This window comes from Clostridium autoethanogenum DSM 10061 (assembly GCF_001484725.1).
In the GTDB taxonomy this organism is placed as follows: Bacteria; Bacillota; Clostridia; order Clostridiales; family Clostridiaceae; genus Clostridium_B; species Clostridium_B ljungdahlii.
Genome location: NZ_CP012395.1, coordinates 3,169,655 through 3,188,141 on the forward strand (window position 1 = coordinate 3,169,655; position 18,487 = coordinate 3,188,141).

The following is an 18,487-nucleotide window of genomic DNA, read 5'->3' on the forward strand; positions in this document are numbered from 1 at the left end:
AATTATATCTTAATATCAAGATAATAACTCTAGGAATACGAATGCAGCAACATAGGTAAAAAAAGTAACGTTTAGAAAGGCGGAATATATATGTCAGAAAATCAAAATTTATCGAGAGGACTAAAAAATCGTCATGTCCAATTACTTGCAATTGGAGGTGCAATTGGTACTGGATTATTTCTTGGTTCAGGCAGGTCCATTCACTTGGCTGGTCCATCTATTCTATTTGCATATGCTATAACAGGAATTATTTTATTTTTTGTAATGCGTGCTCTTGGCGAATTATTGCTTTCTAATTTAAACTACCATTCTTTTGTAGAGTTTGTGTACGATTATCTAGGAGAAGGAGCAGCATTTATTACTGGATGGACATACTGGTTCTGTTGGATTTCACTTGCTATGGCCGATGTAGCTGCCACTGGACTTTATGTACAGTACTGGATTCCCAATGTACCTCGATGGGTACCAAGCCTTATAGTTCTTGTAATTTTACTAATTATGAACCTTACTGCGGTAAAATTATTTGGTGAAATGGAATTCTGGTTTGCATTAATTAAAGTTGTTGCAATTTTGGCACTTATTATAGTTGGTACATTTATGATTATTAAAGGATTTTCTACAAATGCTGGTGCATCTAGCTTTTCAAACCTTTGGAGACATGGAGGTTGGCTACCAAATGGGGCAAATGGCTTTATACTTTCATTTCAAATGGTTGTATTTGCTTTCACTGGAATTGAATTAGTTGGTTTAACAGCTGGTGAAACTGAAAATCCAGAGCATGTTATTCCAAGGGCTATTAATAACATTCCAATTAGAATTATTATTTTCTATGTAGGAGCACTTGCTGTTATTATGGGAATATATCCATGGAACTCAATCAATCCAGCTAAAAGTCCATTTGTACAGGTATTTGCTTCAGTTGGAATTGCAGCAGCAGCAAGCATTGTAAACTTTGTTGTGCTAACATCAGCAGCATCTGCTTGTAATAGCGGTATTTTCAGTACAAGCCGTATGGTTTACTCTCTTGCCAAAGAAAATAATGCACCTGGGTCAATGAAAAAGTTAACTTCTAATCATATACCTTGCAATGCTGCAATATTTTCTGCAGCCGTTATCTTAATTGCAGTTATTTTAAACTATATCATGCCAGGTGAAGTATTTGTACTAATTACAAGTATATCAACATTTTGCTATATATACATCTGGGCAATTATAGTTATCTGTCACATGAAATACCGTAAAACTAAACCTGAACTTGCTGCCAATAACAAATTTAAAATGCCACTTTATCCAATCATGAACTATATAATTCTAGCATTCTTTGCTTTTGTTATAGTTACATTAGCACTTAATAATGAAACTCGTGTAGCCTTATTTGTAACACCTGTATGGTTTATAATGCTTGGGGTGATTTACAAGGTATTTAAATCAAAAAAGAAAACTGAAGAAGATGGCAAAAGAAATTTAGCATAGGCTAATACTTATTGAATATTACCCTTTATATGAAAATTACTTAACCACTAAAGTCAAGACCGCCCATGGGGCGGGTGCCTTGCTTTAGTTCATCATCTATAGATATCATATTTTTTATTTGAATGGAAATTAGTAGGTTTAAAGTGATAACGCATAATATCTTGTAATTTTAATGAAAAAGCAGTTCGCTCAGGTTGAATGGTTTCTTCCACAATTTTTGCAGTTAGAAAAAGTGACTCAAAAATTGTGGTAATAAGTTTAGTCTAGTACGGCTAGTATAATACATTCCTTAATAAGTCTCAATCTATCACGAGGAGTTAACTTAAGTCCCCATCCTCCTGTGGAGTTACCATTTGGATCTTTGACCCATCTTCTCATGTTTTCCCCGAATAAATCCTCAAAACCAAATGATTTCATAAGCAATATATCCGTTTCTCACAACAACAATACCAGTTATATTGCTGTACTCGGATTTTACCATAGGCTCAAGTTTTGAAAGTTTTTCAGAGTCCATTCCCAAGGTTTTAGAATCTGCGGCTTGCCATTTTGTAGTTGGCCAGTAGTTTCTTTCTATCATAAGTACCTCCTCGTATAAATAAGATGTTTTTGTTTTGCTTGATACTACTTTTTCTTCACAGGAAAATATACTTCAGTAACAAGATCTTTAGGAATGGTGACTTGGTGGGGGTCAGTTACATATACTTCATATGGTGGGTTTGTAAGTTTATATCCTTCATTTTCTACCCATTCCCTCAACTTAGCATATACAGAGATGTTAATTCTGAATATGAGCCCCTTAAAACAGACTTCGCACAAAGGACTCCAGGCAAGTATCTTGTTCCCTTTACAATCTCCTTTATCGGAATGGCAAGTTCTGTATCATTGCCAGAAGGATTGTATTCAGCGCTGTGATAAATAGTTATTGGCTTACCAAGAAAGTCAATTACAAAAATATATATAAAGAAAGCAAAGCTACATATATTAAAGCATTTAAGGTAAAACTAAAAATATTATAAAAATGAAATTATTTTTTCTCATAGCTAAAGTTACATAATACGAGGAGGATTTATAATGAAAAAAGTAATAGGAATTATAAGTATTGTACTATTTGTACTCGTAGCACTTCAATCCTGTGCTGCAGGAGTAGGAAATGCATTAAGTAATAACAAAGAAGCTAGTGGATCTGCTGGATTATTTTTATCTGTATGTATGCTTATTGCTGGAATAATAGCAATAATATCAAAATATAGTAAAGGTATGACTATAACAGCTATAGTATTTTATTTGTTAGCTTTTGTTGTAGGGATTGCTAATGTTGGGCATTTTTCAGATTTGCAAATTTGGTCAATCATTAACTTGATATTTGCTGGACTATTGATATTTCATTTGCTTAAAAATAAGCAATTATATAATAGCAGTGGGAAAAAGTAGAATCATATATTGTAATTATTTTTAATTATGTTGGCAAAATTGAAATTGTCACTGAAACACCTCTAAATGTTTTAAATACATATGTTTAATTATTGTGACAGATTCTAATAGTAGAAAGTAGAAATTTGCTATGTTATAATGACATAGAGGTGAATGTAATATGGATGATGAGGTGAAAGTCCCAAACCATATATATCAAATGTCTACAATAAATGCACTTGTTTCGGGGCTGTATGATGGCTGTGTTTCATTATCTAAACTTCTTAAAAAAGGAAACTTTGGTATAGGTACTTTTAAAGGTCTAGATGGTGAACTAACTCTTTTAAATGGAACTTTTTATAGGACTAAACCTGATGGCAGCGTATACGTATGTTCCAAAAACGTATCCGTTCCTTTTGCTGTAGTCACTGAACTGGAAAATTATAATACTTATAATATTCAAAATCGTACTTCTTATGAAGATATAAGAAAAGAATTGGACAGCTTTATAGAAAGCAAAAATATATTTTATGCTTTCTATATGGAAGGTAAATTTAATTATGTAAAAACACGTACTGTTGTAAAACAGAATATGCCTTATAAGCCTATGGCTGAAGTTGTTAAAGATCAGCCTATGTTTGAATATAACGGTGTTGATGGATATGTGGTTGGATTTAGGTGTCCTGATTATGTTGAAGGCCTTAATGTCCCTGGATATCATTTTCATTTCATAAATAAAGATAAGAAATTTGGTGGACATATAAGTGAATTTTCCATTGAAAATGCGAAGGTTTATGTACAGAACTGTTCTTGCTTTAGGATGGAACTTCCTAAAAATGAAAGTTTTTATAATATGGAAGTACAAGATAGAAACGATGAGATAACAAGTGTTGAAAAATAAAGTATTGATAGAAAAAAACACTAGACAGTGCTAATAACAATGTCTAGTGCTTTTTATCTTGCTCAATTTTTTCATTGAGTTCATTTAAGTAAGTCCACCTGTCCATCTTTTCGTCTAGCTCTTTTTCCAGTGAATTCTTTTCGGATAAGAGATCTTCAAGAAGTGCATAATCAGATGAAGCAGCTTCCATTTCTATTTTCTTTTCAGATATAGATTTTTCTAGATGTTCAATTACCTCATCTATTTTGTCAAACTCCATTTGTTCTGCATAGGTAAATTTTAGAGGCTTTTCTTTTTGCAACTTATAGTTGTTTTTAGCTGTATTTTTCTTAGAGCTTATTTTTTCCTCTGATATTTTTGCAGTTTTGTGAAAATAGGAATAGTTTCCTGTATATTGAGTGATTTTACCGTTTCCTTCAAAAGAAAATATTTTATCAACTGTTTTGTCAAGGAAGTACCTGTCATGAGATACAGCTATAACAGCTCCTTCAAAATCGTTAATATAATCTTCTAGGATTGTAAGTGTTTCTATATCCAGATCATTTGTTGGTTCGTCCAGCAAAAGTACATTAGGGTAATTCATCAGTATTTTTAGAAGATATAATCTTCTTCGTTCTCCTCCTGAAAGTTTTCCAAGGGGAGTCCATTGAACTGAAGGTTCAAATAAAAAATTTTCAAGTACAGCAGAAGCACTTATTTTTTCACCCGATGAAGTTGACGCATATTCTGATGTCCCACGTATGTATTCAATTACCCTTTCGTTCATATCCATATCAGAAATTCCCTGAGAATAGTATCCTATCTTTACTGTTTCACCTATATCTATAGTGCCGCTGTCCGGCAGAATTTTTTGAACTAAAATATTCATAAGAGTGGATTTACCACTTCCATTAGGTCCAATAATACCTATTCTGTCATTATTTAGTATGTTATAAGTGAAATTTTTAATTAATGTCTTTTCACCAAAACTTTTGCTTATGTTATCCAGGTTTATGACTTTTTTACCGATTCTTGTACTTTGAAGACTAATATTAAGTTTTGATTTGTTGGAAGATGTACCTTCTGTAGTTAATTGTTCAAATCTTTCTATTCGGGCTTTTTGTTTTGTACTTCTTGCTTTTGCACCCCTTCTTATCCAAGAAAGTTCTTTCCTTATAAGATTTTGCCTTTTTCTTTCATTGGCATTTTCAGTTTCAAGTCTTTCAGCCTTTTCTTCAAGAAAATTACTATAGTTTCCCATATAACTATAGAGTTTTCCCCTATCAAGTTCAAACATTCTATTAGTTATTTTGTCCAAAAAAAATCTGTCATGGGTTACCATAAGCAGGGCACCACTTCGTTTTATTAAGAACTCTTCTAACCACTCTATGGTTTCATCGTCAAGGTGGTTTGTAGGCTCATCAAGTATTAAAATATTTGAAGTGGTTATAAGAGCAGATGCAAGGGCTACTCTTTTTTTCTGACCTCCAGAGAGCACAGATATTTTTTCATTAAAATCATTTATTCCAAGTTTGGTTAAAATAGTTTTAGCCTGACTTTCAATTTCCCACACATTTTGTGCATCCATTTTGGAGTTCAAGGTTCCAATTTTAGCTTGAAGACTCTTGTCTTCTGGATTTTTTTCAATAAGCTTAAGAGTTTTTTCATATTCTCGTAAAAGGCTCATAACAGGAGAAGTACCCCTAAAAATCTGTTCAAGTACTGTTAGATTGCTATTTGTAAAATCAGAATTTTGTGGAAGGTATCCTATAGTGGCTTCTTTTGACTTAGTAATTTTACCTCCATCTGATGTTTCACATCCTGCAATTACCTTTAAAAGTGTGGATTTTCCTGTACCATTTACACCTATAACACCTATTTTATCTCCTTCATTTATACCTAGACATATATTTTTAAATAATATTTTTTCACTGTAACTTTTACTTATATTTTCTGCAGTTAATAAGTTCATTTTTTCACACATCCTTTATTTTATCATATCATGTATTGGAGCTAGACCCAAATATAAAAAATTCCAATAGATTTAATTTATATAAATTTATTGGAATTTTTTATTACAAATAAGATTTTATAGCGTCTCTCCATACTTTATAGCCTTTTCCGTTTACGTGCAGTCCACCTATAGTGTATTCTTTATAAAGTTTATTTTGGTTTGGCAGAGTAAAGAGGGGATACAGATTTATATATTGTATATTTGAGTTTTTACAAAGATTATTTAAGGATGCATTCAAATTTATTATTTGATTATCTTTTGTTTTGGTTTTATATATATCTTTATTTATAGGAAGAACACTTTCTACATATATCGAAGTGCTTGGAGAATCAGTTTTTATATTTTGAATTATTCTGGAATAATTTTTAATAATCTCTTCTATAGATAATCCTTTGTCGATGTCATTTATTCCAAGCATAATAAAAATTTTTCGAGGTTTTAATTTTGTGATTTCACTTAATCTGTTTAAAGCCCCAGAAGTAGTATCAGAACTAATGCCGCGGTTTAATATATCAGGATTATCTAGAAGTTCATTCCATTGTCCAATGTCTGTAAGACTGTCTCCTAAAAATACTATTTTACCTTGTTCCCTGTATGAATTTACATAAGTCGTAACCTTTTCAATGTAATACTCAGAATAAATTTTAGGATCCAAATTTATATTTTTCAGTATATCTGTATCTTCAGAAATAACAGTATTACTTGAAAAACTTGTGGTTTGAGGTGGTGGAGAATTTAAGGATGATTTTAAACAATTATTTGAATACAATATAATTGAAAATATTGTTATGGTACTTATTATTAGTAGCAGCTTTTGTAAATTTTTAGTTTGCATAGACATTCTCCTTAAATTTTAAAATATATATATCTATCTTTACTTATTATGATAAAAAGTATGTAGGATAAATCCTAGGTAAAGGTAAAATTAAGTTAAAAGTTAATACAATATTAAGAAACTAAACAATTATTTAATATATGTGACATATTGTTGTCACATCAATTATATAAAATAATAAATGTATTTAGGTAAAGTTTAATAATAGTAAAATAATAGTCCCCTCTATTATTCAAATAGGCACTGATAACTGGCAGTGCTTATTTTTTATGAGTAAATTGTATTTAATTAAAAACATTGGTACAATTGGATATAAGATTATAATAACAAAATTATATTTTAGAAAGGTTGTAATGTTTTATGAATCCAGTAGCATTTTCAATTAGTGGCTTTCAAATAAGATGGTATGGTATAATGATAGCTTCAGGAGTTATGGCAGCACTTTTTTTAGCTAAATTAAATTGTAAAAACAAAAACTACAATTTTGATAATATAGTAGATACTTTTTTAATATCTTTTCCCTTTGCTATAATAGGAGCTAGAGCCTACTATGTTATTTTTCAATTTCAAGATTATAAGGATAATATAATAGATGTGTTCAATATAAGGCAGGGAGGCCTTGCTATTCACGGAGGACTTATATTTGGGCTTACAGCTGCGTATATATATACCAGACATAAAAAAATAGATTTTATAAAATTAGCTGATTGTGTAGCACCTTCTATAATACTTGCTCAGGCAATAGGAAGGTGGGGAAACTTTTTTAACGGAGAGGCTCATGGTGGATCTGTAAGTTATCAATTTATAAGTAAATTTCCGTTGTTTATACAAAAGGGAATGTTTATAGATGGAACTTATTATCACCCTACATTTTTGTATGAATCTCTGTGGAATTTAACTGTGTGTATAATTCTTGTATATATTTTGAGAAGAAAACATAATAGAGGTTCTGTAATAGCAGCATACATAGGATTGTATTCATTAGGGAGGTTTTTTATAGAAGGACTTAGAACTGACAGTTTAATGCTTGGAAGTATAAGAGTAGCACAGTTAGTTAGTCTTGCAGGAGTTGTATTTAGCATAGCATTTTTCATATATTTAAAGCGCAAGAAAAATATAAACTCATTATAGAATTTATCACTGAAGTCTACTTATCCGATCACTACCATTGCTAACACCCCCATCTTCTATCAAAGTGGGGATAAGCACTGCTACGTGCCTGGATAAGTTCTTCTAAGGTTCAGCTGGAGAAAGTCATTCTTATAAGCAAACTCCATCTGAACCTAAGAATCACTTGATAATCGGTCATATGCTGACAAATTTCATCTTTGTCAGCATATTTCCCAAGTATAAGTCAACTTTTAGTCATAAATTCTATTTTAGATGTTAAACATTTACTGTATTATAAAGATACATTCTAACTTAAAAATAAGATTATGCATAGATATGTTTTTTTCAATAATGAAGCACATTTAAATATTTTGTATATAAGTCTTAGTAAAAAGTTTCTGAAAAACTTAGGACTTTTGAATTGTTTGAGGTACAAGTTTTCAAAAGCCCTTAGCTTTTTCAAAATGTTTTATTTAGACTTATCAAAATATTTAACGAGCTGAATGATGTAAAAAACATTCGGAGCATAATCTTATTTTTGTTTAAAATATCTATTTTTATTTACAGGTTTTATTGTGTCAATGTTAAATTCAGTTTTTTGGTACTTCCATTTCTGTTTACGACAACTTCCACTGTGTCTCCAGATTTGTGAGTAGCTTTTATATCATTTATTTCACTTATAGACTTTACAGATTTACCGTCAAATTTTTGAATAACATCTCCAACCTTAAGTCCACATCTTTCTGCGGCACTAAATTCTTGAACTTCTGCTACATATACACCTTCAGGTACATTATATGCTTGAGAAAGCTGTGAATTTATATCTCTACCTGCAATACCTAGCTTTAAAATAGGTTTCAAAAGACCGCTTAGTTTAGGTTTTACAGTGTCTATTGGTATTGCAAATCCAATTCCTTCTACTCCACTTCCACCTATTTTAGCAGAATTTATACCTATTACTTGACCTGCAGAATTTACAAGTGCACCGCCGCTGTTTCCTGGGTTTATGGCAGCATCTGTTTGAAGATAGGTTTGAGTGTTATCGCCAACTTTAATATCCCTACTTGTTGCACTTATAACACCAGTAGTTACAGTACCTAATAATTCTTTACCAAGAGGATTTCCTATAGCTACTACAGAATCACCTACCTGAAGATTCTTAGAATCACCTAATTCTGCTACAGCTGGCATCTTTTCATTGGTAGTTACTTTAATTATGGCTAGATCTAGGCCTGCATCATAATTTACTACTTTTGCAGTTGCTTCCTTTTTATTGTTAAATATTACACTTACTTTTTCAGCGGATTCTATAACATGATAATTTGTAAGTATATATCCATCTTCATTTATTATTATACCTGACCCCATGCCATCATCTTGGTTGTCGCTACTGTTGCCGTTTGATTGACTTTCATCAGATTGACTGTTACCAGAAAAACCAAATATATCGGATGACTGTGAAGCAGTTTTTATAGATACTCCAACTACAGCAGGACCTACTTTCTTTGCTATTTCAGATACGGTAAGGCCGCCTTTTGCAGTTGATACAGGGGAAGCATCTATAGTAGAAGATTTTTCATTTCCTGTATTTTGTAAAGCTAGATTTTGATATAATGGGGTGCTCTTAAACATACCTAATGTTGGTATGAAATATAAGGCACCTGCAATTGAAATACTTCCACCTATTATACTGCATATTAATCCTACAGCTATATAAGACATAAATTTTTTACTTCTTTTAAGTTTATCTTTGAATTTAGTTTTTAAACTTATTTTTGAAGTATCATATTCATTGTTGAAATTACCCATGTAAGTACCTCCTAAAAAATTTTATTATTTATTTCATGTATATATAATAGAGTTGCTTTGTTACAGTTGTATGACAGAAGTGTTAATGAGTTGTGACAATTTTGCTTTAAATTTTACTAAATAGTATTGACAATACTTATTTATTATTATAACATAGGTTGTGCAATTAATTAGGAGGCTAACTAAATGGAAAGCAAAGCAAAATGTGAACCCTGTGATAAATTTATAACATATTGGCTTAGGGTAATTTATAGAAATATGACAAATTTACATAATAGTAAACTTGCTAAATATGGTTTGACTACATCACAAGTAGGAGTACTTGTACACTTATGGATAGAAGATGGGTTAACTCAGAAGGAAATAGCCGAAGAACTTCAATTAAGACCAGCTTCCATTACAGGGCTTGTAAATACTTTAGTATCAAAGGGATGGATAGATAGAAGAGAGGACACTAAAGATGCCAGAATAAATAGAATTTATCTTACAGAAGAAGGAAAAAACATAAGGCTTAAATGTATGTCAGCAAACGATGAAATAGAGGCAACCTTAAGCAGTGGGTTTTCAAAAGAAGAAAAGCAGCTTATGCTTTGTTGGCTGAAAAAATTGAATAAGAATTTATTGTAGAACAGCCTAAAATATTTAGGCTATTAACTATTTCTATAGGAGGAATTAATTTGGAAAGATCAGTAAAATTAAGAGATGAAAAAGTTGGTAAATTACTATTGGAATTTTCTATACCAGCTATAATTGGCATGCTAGTTAACTCACTTTATATTGTAATAGACAGGATATTTATAGGAAGAGTTGTTGGAGCTATGGCTATATCAGGTGTAAGTTTGACTTTCCCTATATCTATACTTATAATGGCTTTTGGTATGCTTGTAGGAATAGGTGCTGCAGCAAGAATATCCATAAGGCTGGGAGAAAACAATAAAGATGAAGCAGAGCACATATTAGGAAATGCATTTGTACTTTTGATTATAGTTTCTATAGTAATTACAATTTTGGGACTTATTTTTGTGGACCCTATGTTGAGGGGGTTTGGAGCTAGTGATAACACTATAGGTTATGCTAGGCAGTTTATAACTATTTTAATTTCTGTTTCTACATTTCAGACTGTAGGTTTTGGATTAAATAATGTAATACGTTCGGAAGGCGATCCTAAGACAGCAATGAATACAATGCTTATAGGAGGTATATGTAATATAATATTGGACTTCCTATTTATATATATACTTCATTTTGGAATAAAAGGAGCGGCTATAGCTACTTCAATTTCTCAGGCCATAAACATGATATGGGTACTTTATTATTTCTTAAAGGGAAATAGTATGCTTAGAATAAAAAAGAAGTATCTTCGTTTAAACAAAGATATAGTTGCAAGCATTTTCTCTATAGGAATGTCTCCATTTGCAATGCAGGTTGCTGCAAGTTTGGTAAATGTTATATTGAATAAAAGTTTAGCAATATATGGAGGAGATTTAGCTATAGGTGCTATGGGTATAATAAATGGTATATCTACTATGATACTCATGCCTATATTTGGAATAAATCAAGGGTCACAGCCAGTAATTGGGTTTAATTATGGAGCTAAATTGCATAGACGTGTAAAGAAAGCATTACTACTTGCAATTGCAGCAGCAACTTTTGTATCTGCCGCAGGAGGAATTGCAGTTCAAGTTTTCCCTACAGTTTTAGTAAATATGTTTAATAAGTCTGATATGAACTTGACTAATATAACTGTAAATGGAATAAAAATATTTATGATTATGTTTCCTATAATAGGATTTCAAATAGTAAGCTCTAACTTTTTTCAAGCTATAGGAAAAGCTAAAATATCTATGTTTTTAGCACTTTTAAGACAGGTAATAGTTCTTATTCCTATGCTTCTTATACTCCCAAGAATATTTAAGCTAAATGGAGTGTGGATGGCAGCTCCTGTATCCGATGCTGTAGCTTCCATATTGACGGCTTTGTTTTTATATTTTGAAATTAAGAAGTTAAATTCAAATGAAAAAGAAAATTTGTCTTCACCAGAAATATCTGCAGAATTCACAAAGTAATTAATGCACAATAATTGGGCATTGTGAACTGTGAATTTAGAAAAAGAGGTATGGTATGCATAAGTGGCGTGATTTATCTATACTTGGAGAAATGTATGAAAGATCAATGGAAAAGGAAGAAAGAAAACGGAAGGGGAGTTTTTATACTCCTCATTACATAGTTGACTATATAGTGAAGAATATTATGTCAAATTTAGATCTTAAGAAAAATCCTTTTATAAAAGTATTAGATCCTTCTTGTGGAAGTGGATATTTTCTAGTAAGAGTATACGAAATTTTAATGGAAAAGTTCAGTCAAAATTTAGAGACCATTAGAAATACTTTTAACGATAAAACTTATACCATTGAAACTGAAGATGGATTAAAGAGTATAGACGGATTTCACTATTGGCAGCAGGAAAATTTAAGCTTTCATATATTAAAGAAATGTATATATGGTGCAGATATAGACAGCATCGCTGTAGAGCTTACAAAAATTAATTTAAGTAAAGTCAGTGGTATAAACATTAATATGGAGGACAATATCATATGCTGCAACAGCCTTATAAAGTGGAATCAAATTGATAATGTAGAAAAATATAAGGAATCTAATATTCAATCTGTTGTTAAGTTTTGGAACACAAAATATGATTATGTACTGGGGAATCCTCCTTGGGTATCTTTAAGTCGAAAGAATAAGATGAATATAGAGGATGGATTGTTAAAGTATTATAGTGAAAATTATAATGGAAATACATATTTACCTAATTTGTATGAGTATTTTATAAAAAGGTCTATGGAAATATTAAAGCCGGGAGGAAGATTTGGATTTGTAGTTCCTGATAGGCTGTCACGAAATCTTCAATACAGTGAACTTAGAAAGAGTTTACTTGAAAATTATAATATATTAAATCTTGTGTTTGAGATATATTTTCCGGAAATAAACACAGATTCTATGATTATGATAGCAGAAAATAAACATAGAAAAGTAAATAAAATAGAAATAGATATTTATAAGAAGAGGACATATGAAATGTATCAGCATGAATATCTGAGAAATTCAAAATTTAAGTTTACATATTGTTGTTATAATCAAAACTTAAGCATAAAGGATTGTATAGAGAAAAATAGCAGCAAATTAAAAAGCATTTCCAAGACTTTTACAGGATTTATAGGTTATAGTAAAAAAATAACTCCTGTTAAAAAAAATCAACATCAGGTTGAAGTATTAAAAGGGGAAAATATAAAAAAGTTTCGAGTTTTAAACAATTACTATTATGATTTTGTGCCTGAAAACATAATAGGCGGAACTAAAAATATAGAAAAACTTACTTTTAAAAATAAATTAGTAATAAGGAAAACTGGAAAAAATTTAATAGCAGCTTTAGATGATAAGGGACGTATAATAGAACAATCTCTATATGGAATAATAAGTACAAATGAGGAATTTTCACCTCAGTATATTTTGGCAATATTGAATTCAGAGTTAATTCAATGGTATTATTTAAATTTTTTAATTACCAACTCTAATTCTATTCCACAAATTAAAAAATGCAATTTGGATGAAATACCAATAAGACATTGCAGCAGACAAGCTAAAGAAGACATAGAAAAATTAGTTTGCAAAATTATAAATGATAATGATCAAAAAAATATGTTGAAGAAAATATTAGATGATGAGATATTTGAATTATATAATATTGATCATAATTATAGAAGAATTATATTAAATGATATTGAAAATAATTAACTCAACTTTCGCAGTTTAAAAATAATGCGAAGCAAATCTTTTTAAAATAACAAGGTTCAAAATTTGATATTTTAATTTTATACTTTGTTCTTTAAAAATTTTATATGTGCTGTTTCACATTCTGTATACAATAAATTTATACAAAAAAGTACTTGATTTTTAGTTATATTCTCCCTAATATATTTATTAAGGATGATAAGAAATATGAAAAATTTTAAGCTTTAATGAATTTTAGATTTGATAAGTATCTAAATAAAATAGTGGATAGGGGGACAATTTGTGATTACATTATTTGGAATTTTATTTGCAATTTTTGCTGTGTATATTGTATTTTCTTTGTTAGGGATTATAGTGCTTCCACTTGTAGGCATAGTTATATTTCTAGCTTTTATAATGGCCATTATAGGATTTGCTTTTAAAATAGTATTTTCGCTGCCTTTTTTAATATTTGTTGTTATACTTGGATTTTTACATTTTAGCAAGAGATAGTTTATAAAAATGTTGACTTATTATGAACAAGATGATAATATAAAAACGTACATTAAATAATTTTTTTAGCAGAACATTCGTATAATCTTGATAATATGGTTCAAGAGTATCTACCAAGGTACCAAAAATCCTTGACTATGAGTGGATTCCGTGAAAATGGTATTTTTTAACTATTTTCTAACTTGGATTATCCCATAATTCATGTTAGAAATTTTTTAATTTTGGAGGGAATTACATGAATGTTGAAAAAGCGAACAAAAATGACGGTGGCAATTTATCTTTTTTAGAATCATTTTTTAAATTGCCGGAAAACAATACTACTGTAAAGACAGAGATTTTAGCAGGTGTTACTACTTTTATTACTATGGCCTATATAATCTTTGTAAATCCAACTATACTTATGCAGGCAGGAATGAATGTGCATGGACTTATGGGAGATGCAGCGGTTAAAGCCGGGTTATCTGCAATAAATGATCCTATTGTAGGATCTATATTTACGGCAACTTGTATAGCAGCGGCTGTTGGAACTTTCATAATGGCACTTTATGCAAATCTACCTTTTGCACAGGCACCAGGAATGGGACTTAATGCATTTTTTACTTACAGCGTTTGTTTAGGTATGCATTATACATGGCATCAAGCATTGGCAGCAGTTTTAGTTTCAGGAATAATTTTTATTATAATAACAGTAACTTCCATAAGGGAAAAAATTGTAGATGCTCTTCCATTTAATTTAAAACTTGCTATATCAGGAGGTATCGGACTTTTTATAGCTCTTATAGGTCTAAAAAATGCAGGAATTGTAATATCAGATCCTTCTACACTGGTTGCTTTTGGAAAACTTACTAGTGCACCCGTTTTACTAGCAATTATAGGTATTTTAATTACAGTTATACTTATGGCAAGAAATGTTAAAGGATCAATTTTAATAGGAATAATATTAACTACTATAGTTGGTATACCTTTAGGAGTGACACATCTTACGGGAATAAAAGTTGTAAGTGCACCACCATCACTTGCACCTACGTTCTTTGCTTTTGATTTTAAGGGACTTTTGGGAATAGGAAAAGCAGGTGTAGTTGGAGGTTTAACTAGCATAATTATGGTAGTCATAACATTTACTTTAGTAGATTTGTTTGATACTATAGGAACACTTGTTGGAACAGCTGAAAAAGCTGGTATGGTTGATGAAAATGGAAGAGTTAAAAATATGCACAAGGCTCTTTTTGCAGATTCCCTTGCAACTACTATTGGTTCAATGCTAGGAACAAGTACTGTTAATACATATGTAGAATCTACTTCAGGTGTATCTGCAGGAGGTAGGACAGGACTTACATCATGTGTTGTTGGAATACTATTTATACTTTCATTATTCTTTAGTGGACTAGTTGGAATAGTTCCTACCCAAGCTACAGCTCCAGCACTTATAATTGTAGGGGCACTTATGATTGGAGTAGTTACTAAAATAGACTTTAGTGATTTTACAGAAGGACTTCCAGCTTTCTTTGCTATAGCATTTATGCCTTTTAGTTATAGTATAGCAAATGGTATAGCAGCAGCAATAATATTTTATCCAATAGTTAAAATAGTTACAGGAAAATATAAGGAAGTTCATCCAATAGTATATGTACTTGCAGCTTTATTCATATTTAGATTTGCTATGCTTTCATAATTATAAATAAACAAAAATAAGAGCTATTTATAGCAATTTGAAAAATTGCTATAAATAGCTCTTATTTTTGTTTTTGAAGTAACTTAGAAATATCTAAATGTTTTTTGTTTTTTCTAATGTAATTTTGCTATTTTTTTTTTTTGATTTATTTATAAAAAATCAATATGTAAATATGTATATTGTATACAAGTTTGATAAATAATATTATAAAGTTATATATTAAGGTGGTCTATTATAAATATGCGTAATAAAAATGGAAAAGCCAATAATAAAATTTCACACCAAAACTATACAAAAAACTGCATAATTAGTAATTCCATTCAGCTAAATATAAGTTTAATTAAAGATATTTTTAATGATAATGATACACTTATTGTAAGATATTTTGAAAACCAGAAAAACAACAATGTTAAATGCTGTATAATCTTTTTTCAGGAAATGATAGATAGTGAAACAATAAACGCTAATATTATAAAGCCAATAATTGAAAATACATACTTAAACGAAAAAAATAGTAACGTTGAAAATATTTTAAATCACATAATTTTTTCAAATAATGTAAATAAAACTAAGGATGTAAATGAAATTATTGAATCAATCTTAAATGGTAATACCGTTCTTTTTTTAGAAGGCACATCAGAAGCTTTAATTATAAGTACCGTTGGATGGAAACCTAGAGCTATTGAAGAACCGGAAGGAGAAAAAATCCTGCGGGGACCGAGAGAAGGATTTACAGAATCTCTTATGGTGAATCTTTCTATGATAAGAAGAAAACTGTTAATTCCCGAATTAAAGTTTAAGGTCAGAGTATTAGGTACACAAACGCAAACAAAAATATGCCTATGTTATATAAACGGTATAGTTAATAACAAAATACTTAATGAGTTAAATAAAAGATTAGAAAGCATTGACATTGATGGTATTATAGCTTCTAGCTACATACAAGAGCTTATCAATGATGAACCTTTTTCACCATTTAAGACAATAGGCAGCACTGAAAGACCTGATATTGTTGCAGCAAAATTATTGGAGGGCCGTATTGCAATCATAGTAGAGGGTACCCCGATTGCATTAACTGTTCCGCATATTTTTATTGAACTTTTTCAGTCTAATGATGATTACTATATTAATTTTTATTTTTCTTCAATAAGCCGATTACTAAGAATACTGAGTTTTATAATAACTATAAGTTTGCCTTCAATTTTTATAGCATTAACCACCTTTCACATTGAAGCAATACCAACACCATTAGTTATAAGTATAACTGCAGCAAGGCAAGGCATCCCATTTCCCATTACGTTAGAAGCTTTGTTGCTGTTGATTGCATTTGAAATTCTCAGAGAAACTGGTGTGCGAATGCCAAATCAAATTGGGCAAGCTTTTAGCATAGTTGGTGCATTAGTATTAGGCCAGGCATCAGTTGATGCGAGATTTGTAAGTGCACCAATGATAATTATCATAGCACTTACAGGAATAACAGGACTTGCAATTCCCAAAATTAAAGGTGGCTCTATTTTATTAAGAATAATATTATTAATGCTTTCTTCTATATTAGGATTATATGGTTTTGTATTTGGAATAATAGGTATACTGATTCATTTATTTAAAATGCGTTCCTTTGGAGTACCTTATATGCTCAGTCTTATGACATTAAACCCTGAAGATTTAAAAGATACAGCAATAAGAGCACCTTGGTTTTATATGAAATACCGTCCAAAGTTCATTGCTGCTAGCAACTTAGTAAGAAGGTCATCTGGAGGTAAGAAAAGTTGAAAATCAAAAGAAGGATACTTTCTATTTTATTAGTGTTATTATCTTCAGTAACATTATGTGGATGTTGGAATTATGTAGATATTGAAAAATATTCACTTGTAACAGGACTTTCACTGGATAAAGATAAAAAAAACAATAAATATGTGGTAAATGCAGAAATATTGAATTTTCAAATGTCCGGGAAAGAAGCTAAAGCAGTATCAAACATAATTGAATCAAAAGGAAATACTATATTTGATGCAATGAGAAATATGATAAATACTACTGGTAATAAATTACATTGGGGGCATGCAAAAATTTTTATTATAAGCAAAGATATAGCAGAAGAAGGCATTATTCCAGCACTTGATCTACCTTACAGAGATGCTGAAATGAGAGAAGAAATGTATGTATTAATTTCAAATAAAAACCTTGCAAAGGAAATACTGCAGAGCAAAACTATAACCTCAAATTTAAAATCTTTTGATATTGCTAAAATGATAGAACATCAGAGAACACTTGCAAATGCACCTATAGCTAGGGTTTATGAGATTATAAATAATATTGAAGGAAATGATATATCACCAGTTTTACCTCTTTATGATATAAAAACAATTAATGGTAAGCGTACTGTAGAATTAATTGGTACAGCTGTGTTTAAAGGTGATAAGCTTGTTGGATCTTTAAATACAGATGAATCAAAATATTTTCTTTTTGCAGCTAATCAGATTGATAAAGGGCTATTGGCTGAAAAAATTTTAGACGGGAATCAGATAACCAATATAACTTTAGAAATATTTGGAAGTAAAACAAAAATAAAACCCATACATAAGAATGGAAAGCTTAGTATCAATATGAATATTAGGGTAGATGCATCAATAGCAGAAATCGAGGGAAGTAAAAATTTTATTCAAGAAAGTGGTCGTCAAAGGCTTAAACAAGCAGCTGAAGAATCACTAAAAGTATCGATAGGAAATACAGTTAACAAGGTTCAAAATAACTATGAAACAGATATTTTTGGATTTGGCAAACATATAAAATCCGACATACCTTCAGTTTGGAATGATGTTAAAGATAAATGGGACGATACTTTTAAAAACATGAATGTAAACATAAATATTGAAATTCAGCTTAGAAACAGCGGACTTAATTCAAAAACTATTCAAAGAGGAATGTAACTTATAATGCTATTTGTTTTATATTTGTTTATAATAACACTTTTTATTATATATGATCTTATTCCAGTAA

General features: G+C 30.3%; 16 protein-coding genes and 1 riboswitch. Of the genes, 11 read left to right on the forward strand and 5 right to left on the reverse strand.

What is annotated here, in order from left to right:
- Window positions 1-90: 90 nt before the first annotated feature.
- Window positions 91-1,473, forward strand: a complete 1,383-nt coding sequence (locus CLAU_RS14325; RefSeq protein ID WP_013237498.1) for an amino acid permease — start codon at window positions 91-93, stop codon at window positions 1,471-1,473.
- A gap of 397 nt (window positions 1,474-1,870) precedes the next feature.
- Here CLAU_RS14325 and CLAU_RS14330 read toward each other — a convergent pair whose 3' ends face one another.
- Both CLAU_RS14330 and CLAU_RS21510 read right to left on the reverse strand, forming a co-directional pair.
- Window positions 1,871-2,050 (reverse strand): hypothetical protein, encoded by a 180-nt coding sequence (locus tag CLAU_RS14330; protein WP_023162914.1) that lies wholly within the window; start codon window positions 2,048-2,050, stop codon window positions 1,871-1,873.
- Between the two features lie 44 nt (window positions 2,051-2,094).
- Window positions 2,095-2,289: a GyrI-like domain-containing protein gene (locus CLAU_RS21510; RefSeq protein WP_029170020.1), complete on the reverse strand. Its 195-nt coding sequence runs from the start codon at window positions 2,287-2,289 to the stop codon at window positions 2,095-2,097.
- 255 nt (window positions 2,290-2,544) lie between these two features.
- Between CLAU_RS21510 and CLAU_RS14340 the strand changes: the two genes are divergently transcribed.
- Together CLAU_RS14340 and budA are read left to right on the forward strand one after the other, a co-directional pair.
- Window positions 2,545-2,904, forward strand: coding sequence for a hypothetical protein (locus CLAU_RS14340; protein ID WP_013237502.1), 360 nt, complete (start codon window positions 2,545-2,547; stop codon window positions 2,902-2,904).
- 160 nt (window positions 2,905-3,064) lie between these two features.
- Window positions 3,065-3,784: an acetolactate decarboxylase gene (budA, locus tag CLAU_RS14345; RefSeq protein WP_013237503.1), complete on the forward strand. Its 720-nt coding sequence runs from the start codon at window positions 3,065-3,067 to the stop codon at window positions 3,782-3,784.
- A 43-nt stretch (window positions 3,785-3,827) separates the two neighbouring features.
- Here budA and CLAU_RS14350 read toward each other — a convergent pair whose 3' ends face one another.
- Window positions 3,828-5,735, reverse strand: a complete 1,908-nt coding sequence (locus CLAU_RS14350; protein WP_013237504.1) for an ABC-F family ATP-binding cassette domain-containing protein — start codon at window positions 5,733-5,735, stop codon at window positions 3,828-3,830.
- A gap of 103 nt (window positions 5,736-5,838) precedes the next feature.
- Entirely contained in the window at window positions 5,839-6,612 is a 774-nt protein-coding gene (locus CLAU_RS14355; RefSeq protein ID WP_013237505.1) for a GDSL-type esterase/lipase family protein, read from the reverse strand.
- Window positions 6,613-6,972: 360 nt separating this feature from the next.
- Here CLAU_RS14355 and lgt point away from each other — a divergent pair, with 360 nt between their 5' ends.
- Window positions 6,973-7,743: a prolipoprotein diacylglyceryl transferase gene (gene lgt, locus CLAU_RS14360; protein ID WP_013237506.1), complete on the forward strand. Its 771-nt coding sequence runs from the start codon at window positions 6,973-6,975 to the stop codon at window positions 7,741-7,743.
- 549 nt (window positions 7,744-8,292) lie between these two features.
- On the opposite strand, the gene CLAU_RS14365 is transcribed toward lgt, so the two are convergent.
- Entirely contained in the window at window positions 8,293-9,531 is a 1,239-nt protein-coding gene (locus tag CLAU_RS14365) for a S1C family serine protease (RefSeq protein ID WP_023162915.1), read from the reverse strand.
- Window positions 9,532-9,717: 186 nt separating this feature from the next.
- Here CLAU_RS14365 and CLAU_RS14370 point away from each other — a divergent pair, with 186 nt between their 5' ends.
- The 7 genes from CLAU_RS14370 (at window position 9,718) to CLAU_RS14400 (ending at window position 18,417) form a co-directional block, all read left to right on the forward strand.
- Complete coding sequence (locus tag CLAU_RS14370) at window positions 9,718-10,158, forward strand: MarR family winged helix-turn-helix transcriptional regulator (protein WP_013237509.1); 441 nt, start codon at window positions 9,718-9,720, stop codon at window positions 10,156-10,158.
- Between the two features lie 50 nt (window positions 10,159-10,208).
- Window positions 10,209-11,597 carry an MATE family efflux transporter gene (locus CLAU_RS14375; RefSeq protein ID WP_023162916.1) on the forward strand — a complete coding sequence of 463 codons (1,389 nt, stop codon included), beginning with the start codon at window positions 10,209-10,211 and terminating at the stop codon, window positions 11,595-11,597.
- A 55-nt stretch (window positions 11,598-11,652) separates the two neighbouring features.
- The gene (locus CLAU_RS14380; RefSeq protein WP_023162917.1) at window positions 11,653-13,326 is read left to right on the forward strand and encodes a TaqI-like C-terminal specificity domain-containing protein; all 1,674 of its coding nucleotides are present in this window, start codon (window positions 11,653-11,655) and stop codon (window positions 13,324-13,326) included.
- Window positions 13,327-13,605: 279 nt separating this feature from the next.
- Entirely contained in the window at window positions 13,606-13,815 is a 210-nt protein-coding gene (locus tag CLAU_RS14385) for a hypothetical protein (RefSeq protein ID WP_013237512.1), read from the forward strand.
- A gap of 57 nt (window positions 13,816-13,872) precedes the next feature.
- A riboswitch (purine riboswitch) is annotated at window positions 13,873-13,973 on the forward strand.
- Window positions 13,974-14,050: 77 nt separating this feature from the next.
- Window positions 14,051-15,487 carry an NCS2 family permease gene (locus CLAU_RS14390; protein ID WP_013237513.1) on the forward strand — a complete coding sequence of 479 codons (1,437 nt, stop codon included), beginning with the start codon at window positions 14,051-14,053 and terminating at the stop codon, window positions 15,485-15,487.
- Window positions 15,488-15,727: 240 nt separating this feature from the next.
- Window positions 15,728-17,260, forward strand: a complete 1,533-nt coding sequence (locus tag CLAU_RS14395; RefSeq protein WP_013237514.1) for a spore germination protein — start codon at window positions 15,728-15,730, stop codon at window positions 17,258-17,260.
- Window positions 17,257-18,417, forward strand: a complete 1,161-nt coding sequence (locus tag CLAU_RS14400) for a Ger(x)C family spore germination protein (protein ID WP_023162918.1) — start codon at window positions 17,257-17,259, stop codon at window positions 18,415-18,417. Before CLAU_RS14395 ends, CLAU_RS14400 begins: the two co-directional genes overlap by 4 nt.
- Window positions 18,418-18,487 lie beyond the last annotated feature (70 nt).

Coding starts and splice junctions, on each gene's coding strand:
- CLAU_RS14325 (WP_013237498.1), top strand. CDS start 91: ATGTCAGAAAATCAAAATTTATCGAGAGGACTAAAAAATCGTCATGTC.
- CLAU_RS14330 (WP_023162914.1), bottom strand. CDS start 2,050: ATGATAGAAAGAAACTACTGGCCAACTACAAAATGGCAAGCCGCAGAT.
- CLAU_RS14340 (WP_013237502.1), top strand. CDS start 2,545: ATGAAAAAAGTAATAGGAATTATAAGTATTGTACTATTTGTACTCGTA.
- budA (WP_013237503.1), top strand. CDS start 3,065: ATGGATGATGAGGTGAAAGTCCCAAACCATATATATCAAATGTCTACA.
- CLAU_RS14350 (WP_013237504.1), bottom strand. CDS start 5,735: ATGAACTTATTAACTGCAGAAAATATAAGTAAAAGTTACAGTGAAAAA.
- CLAU_RS14355 (WP_013237505.1), bottom strand. CDS start 6,612: ATGCAAACTAAAAATTTACAAAAGCTGCTACTAATAATAAGTACCATA.
- lgt (WP_013237506.1), top strand. CDS start 6,973: ATGAATCCAGTAGCATTTTCAATTAGTGGCTTTCAAATAAGATGGTAT.
- CLAU_RS14365 (WP_023162915.1), bottom strand. CDS start 9,531: ATGGGTAATTTCAACAATGAATATGATACTTCAAAAATAAGTTTAAAA.
- CLAU_RS14370 (WP_013237509.1), top strand. CDS start 9,718: ATGGAAAGCAAAGCAAAATGTGAACCCTGTGATAAATTTATAACATAT.
- CLAU_RS14380 (WP_023162917.1), top strand. CDS start 11,653: ATGCATAAGTGGCGTGATTTATCTATACTTGGAGAAATGTATGAAAGA.
- CLAU_RS14390 (WP_013237513.1), top strand. CDS start 14,051: ATGAATGTTGAAAAAGCGAACAAAAATGACGGTGGCAATTTATCTTTT.
- CLAU_RS14395 (WP_013237514.1), top strand. CDS start 15,728: ATGCGTAATAAAAATGGAAAAGCCAATAATAAAATTTCACACCAAAAC.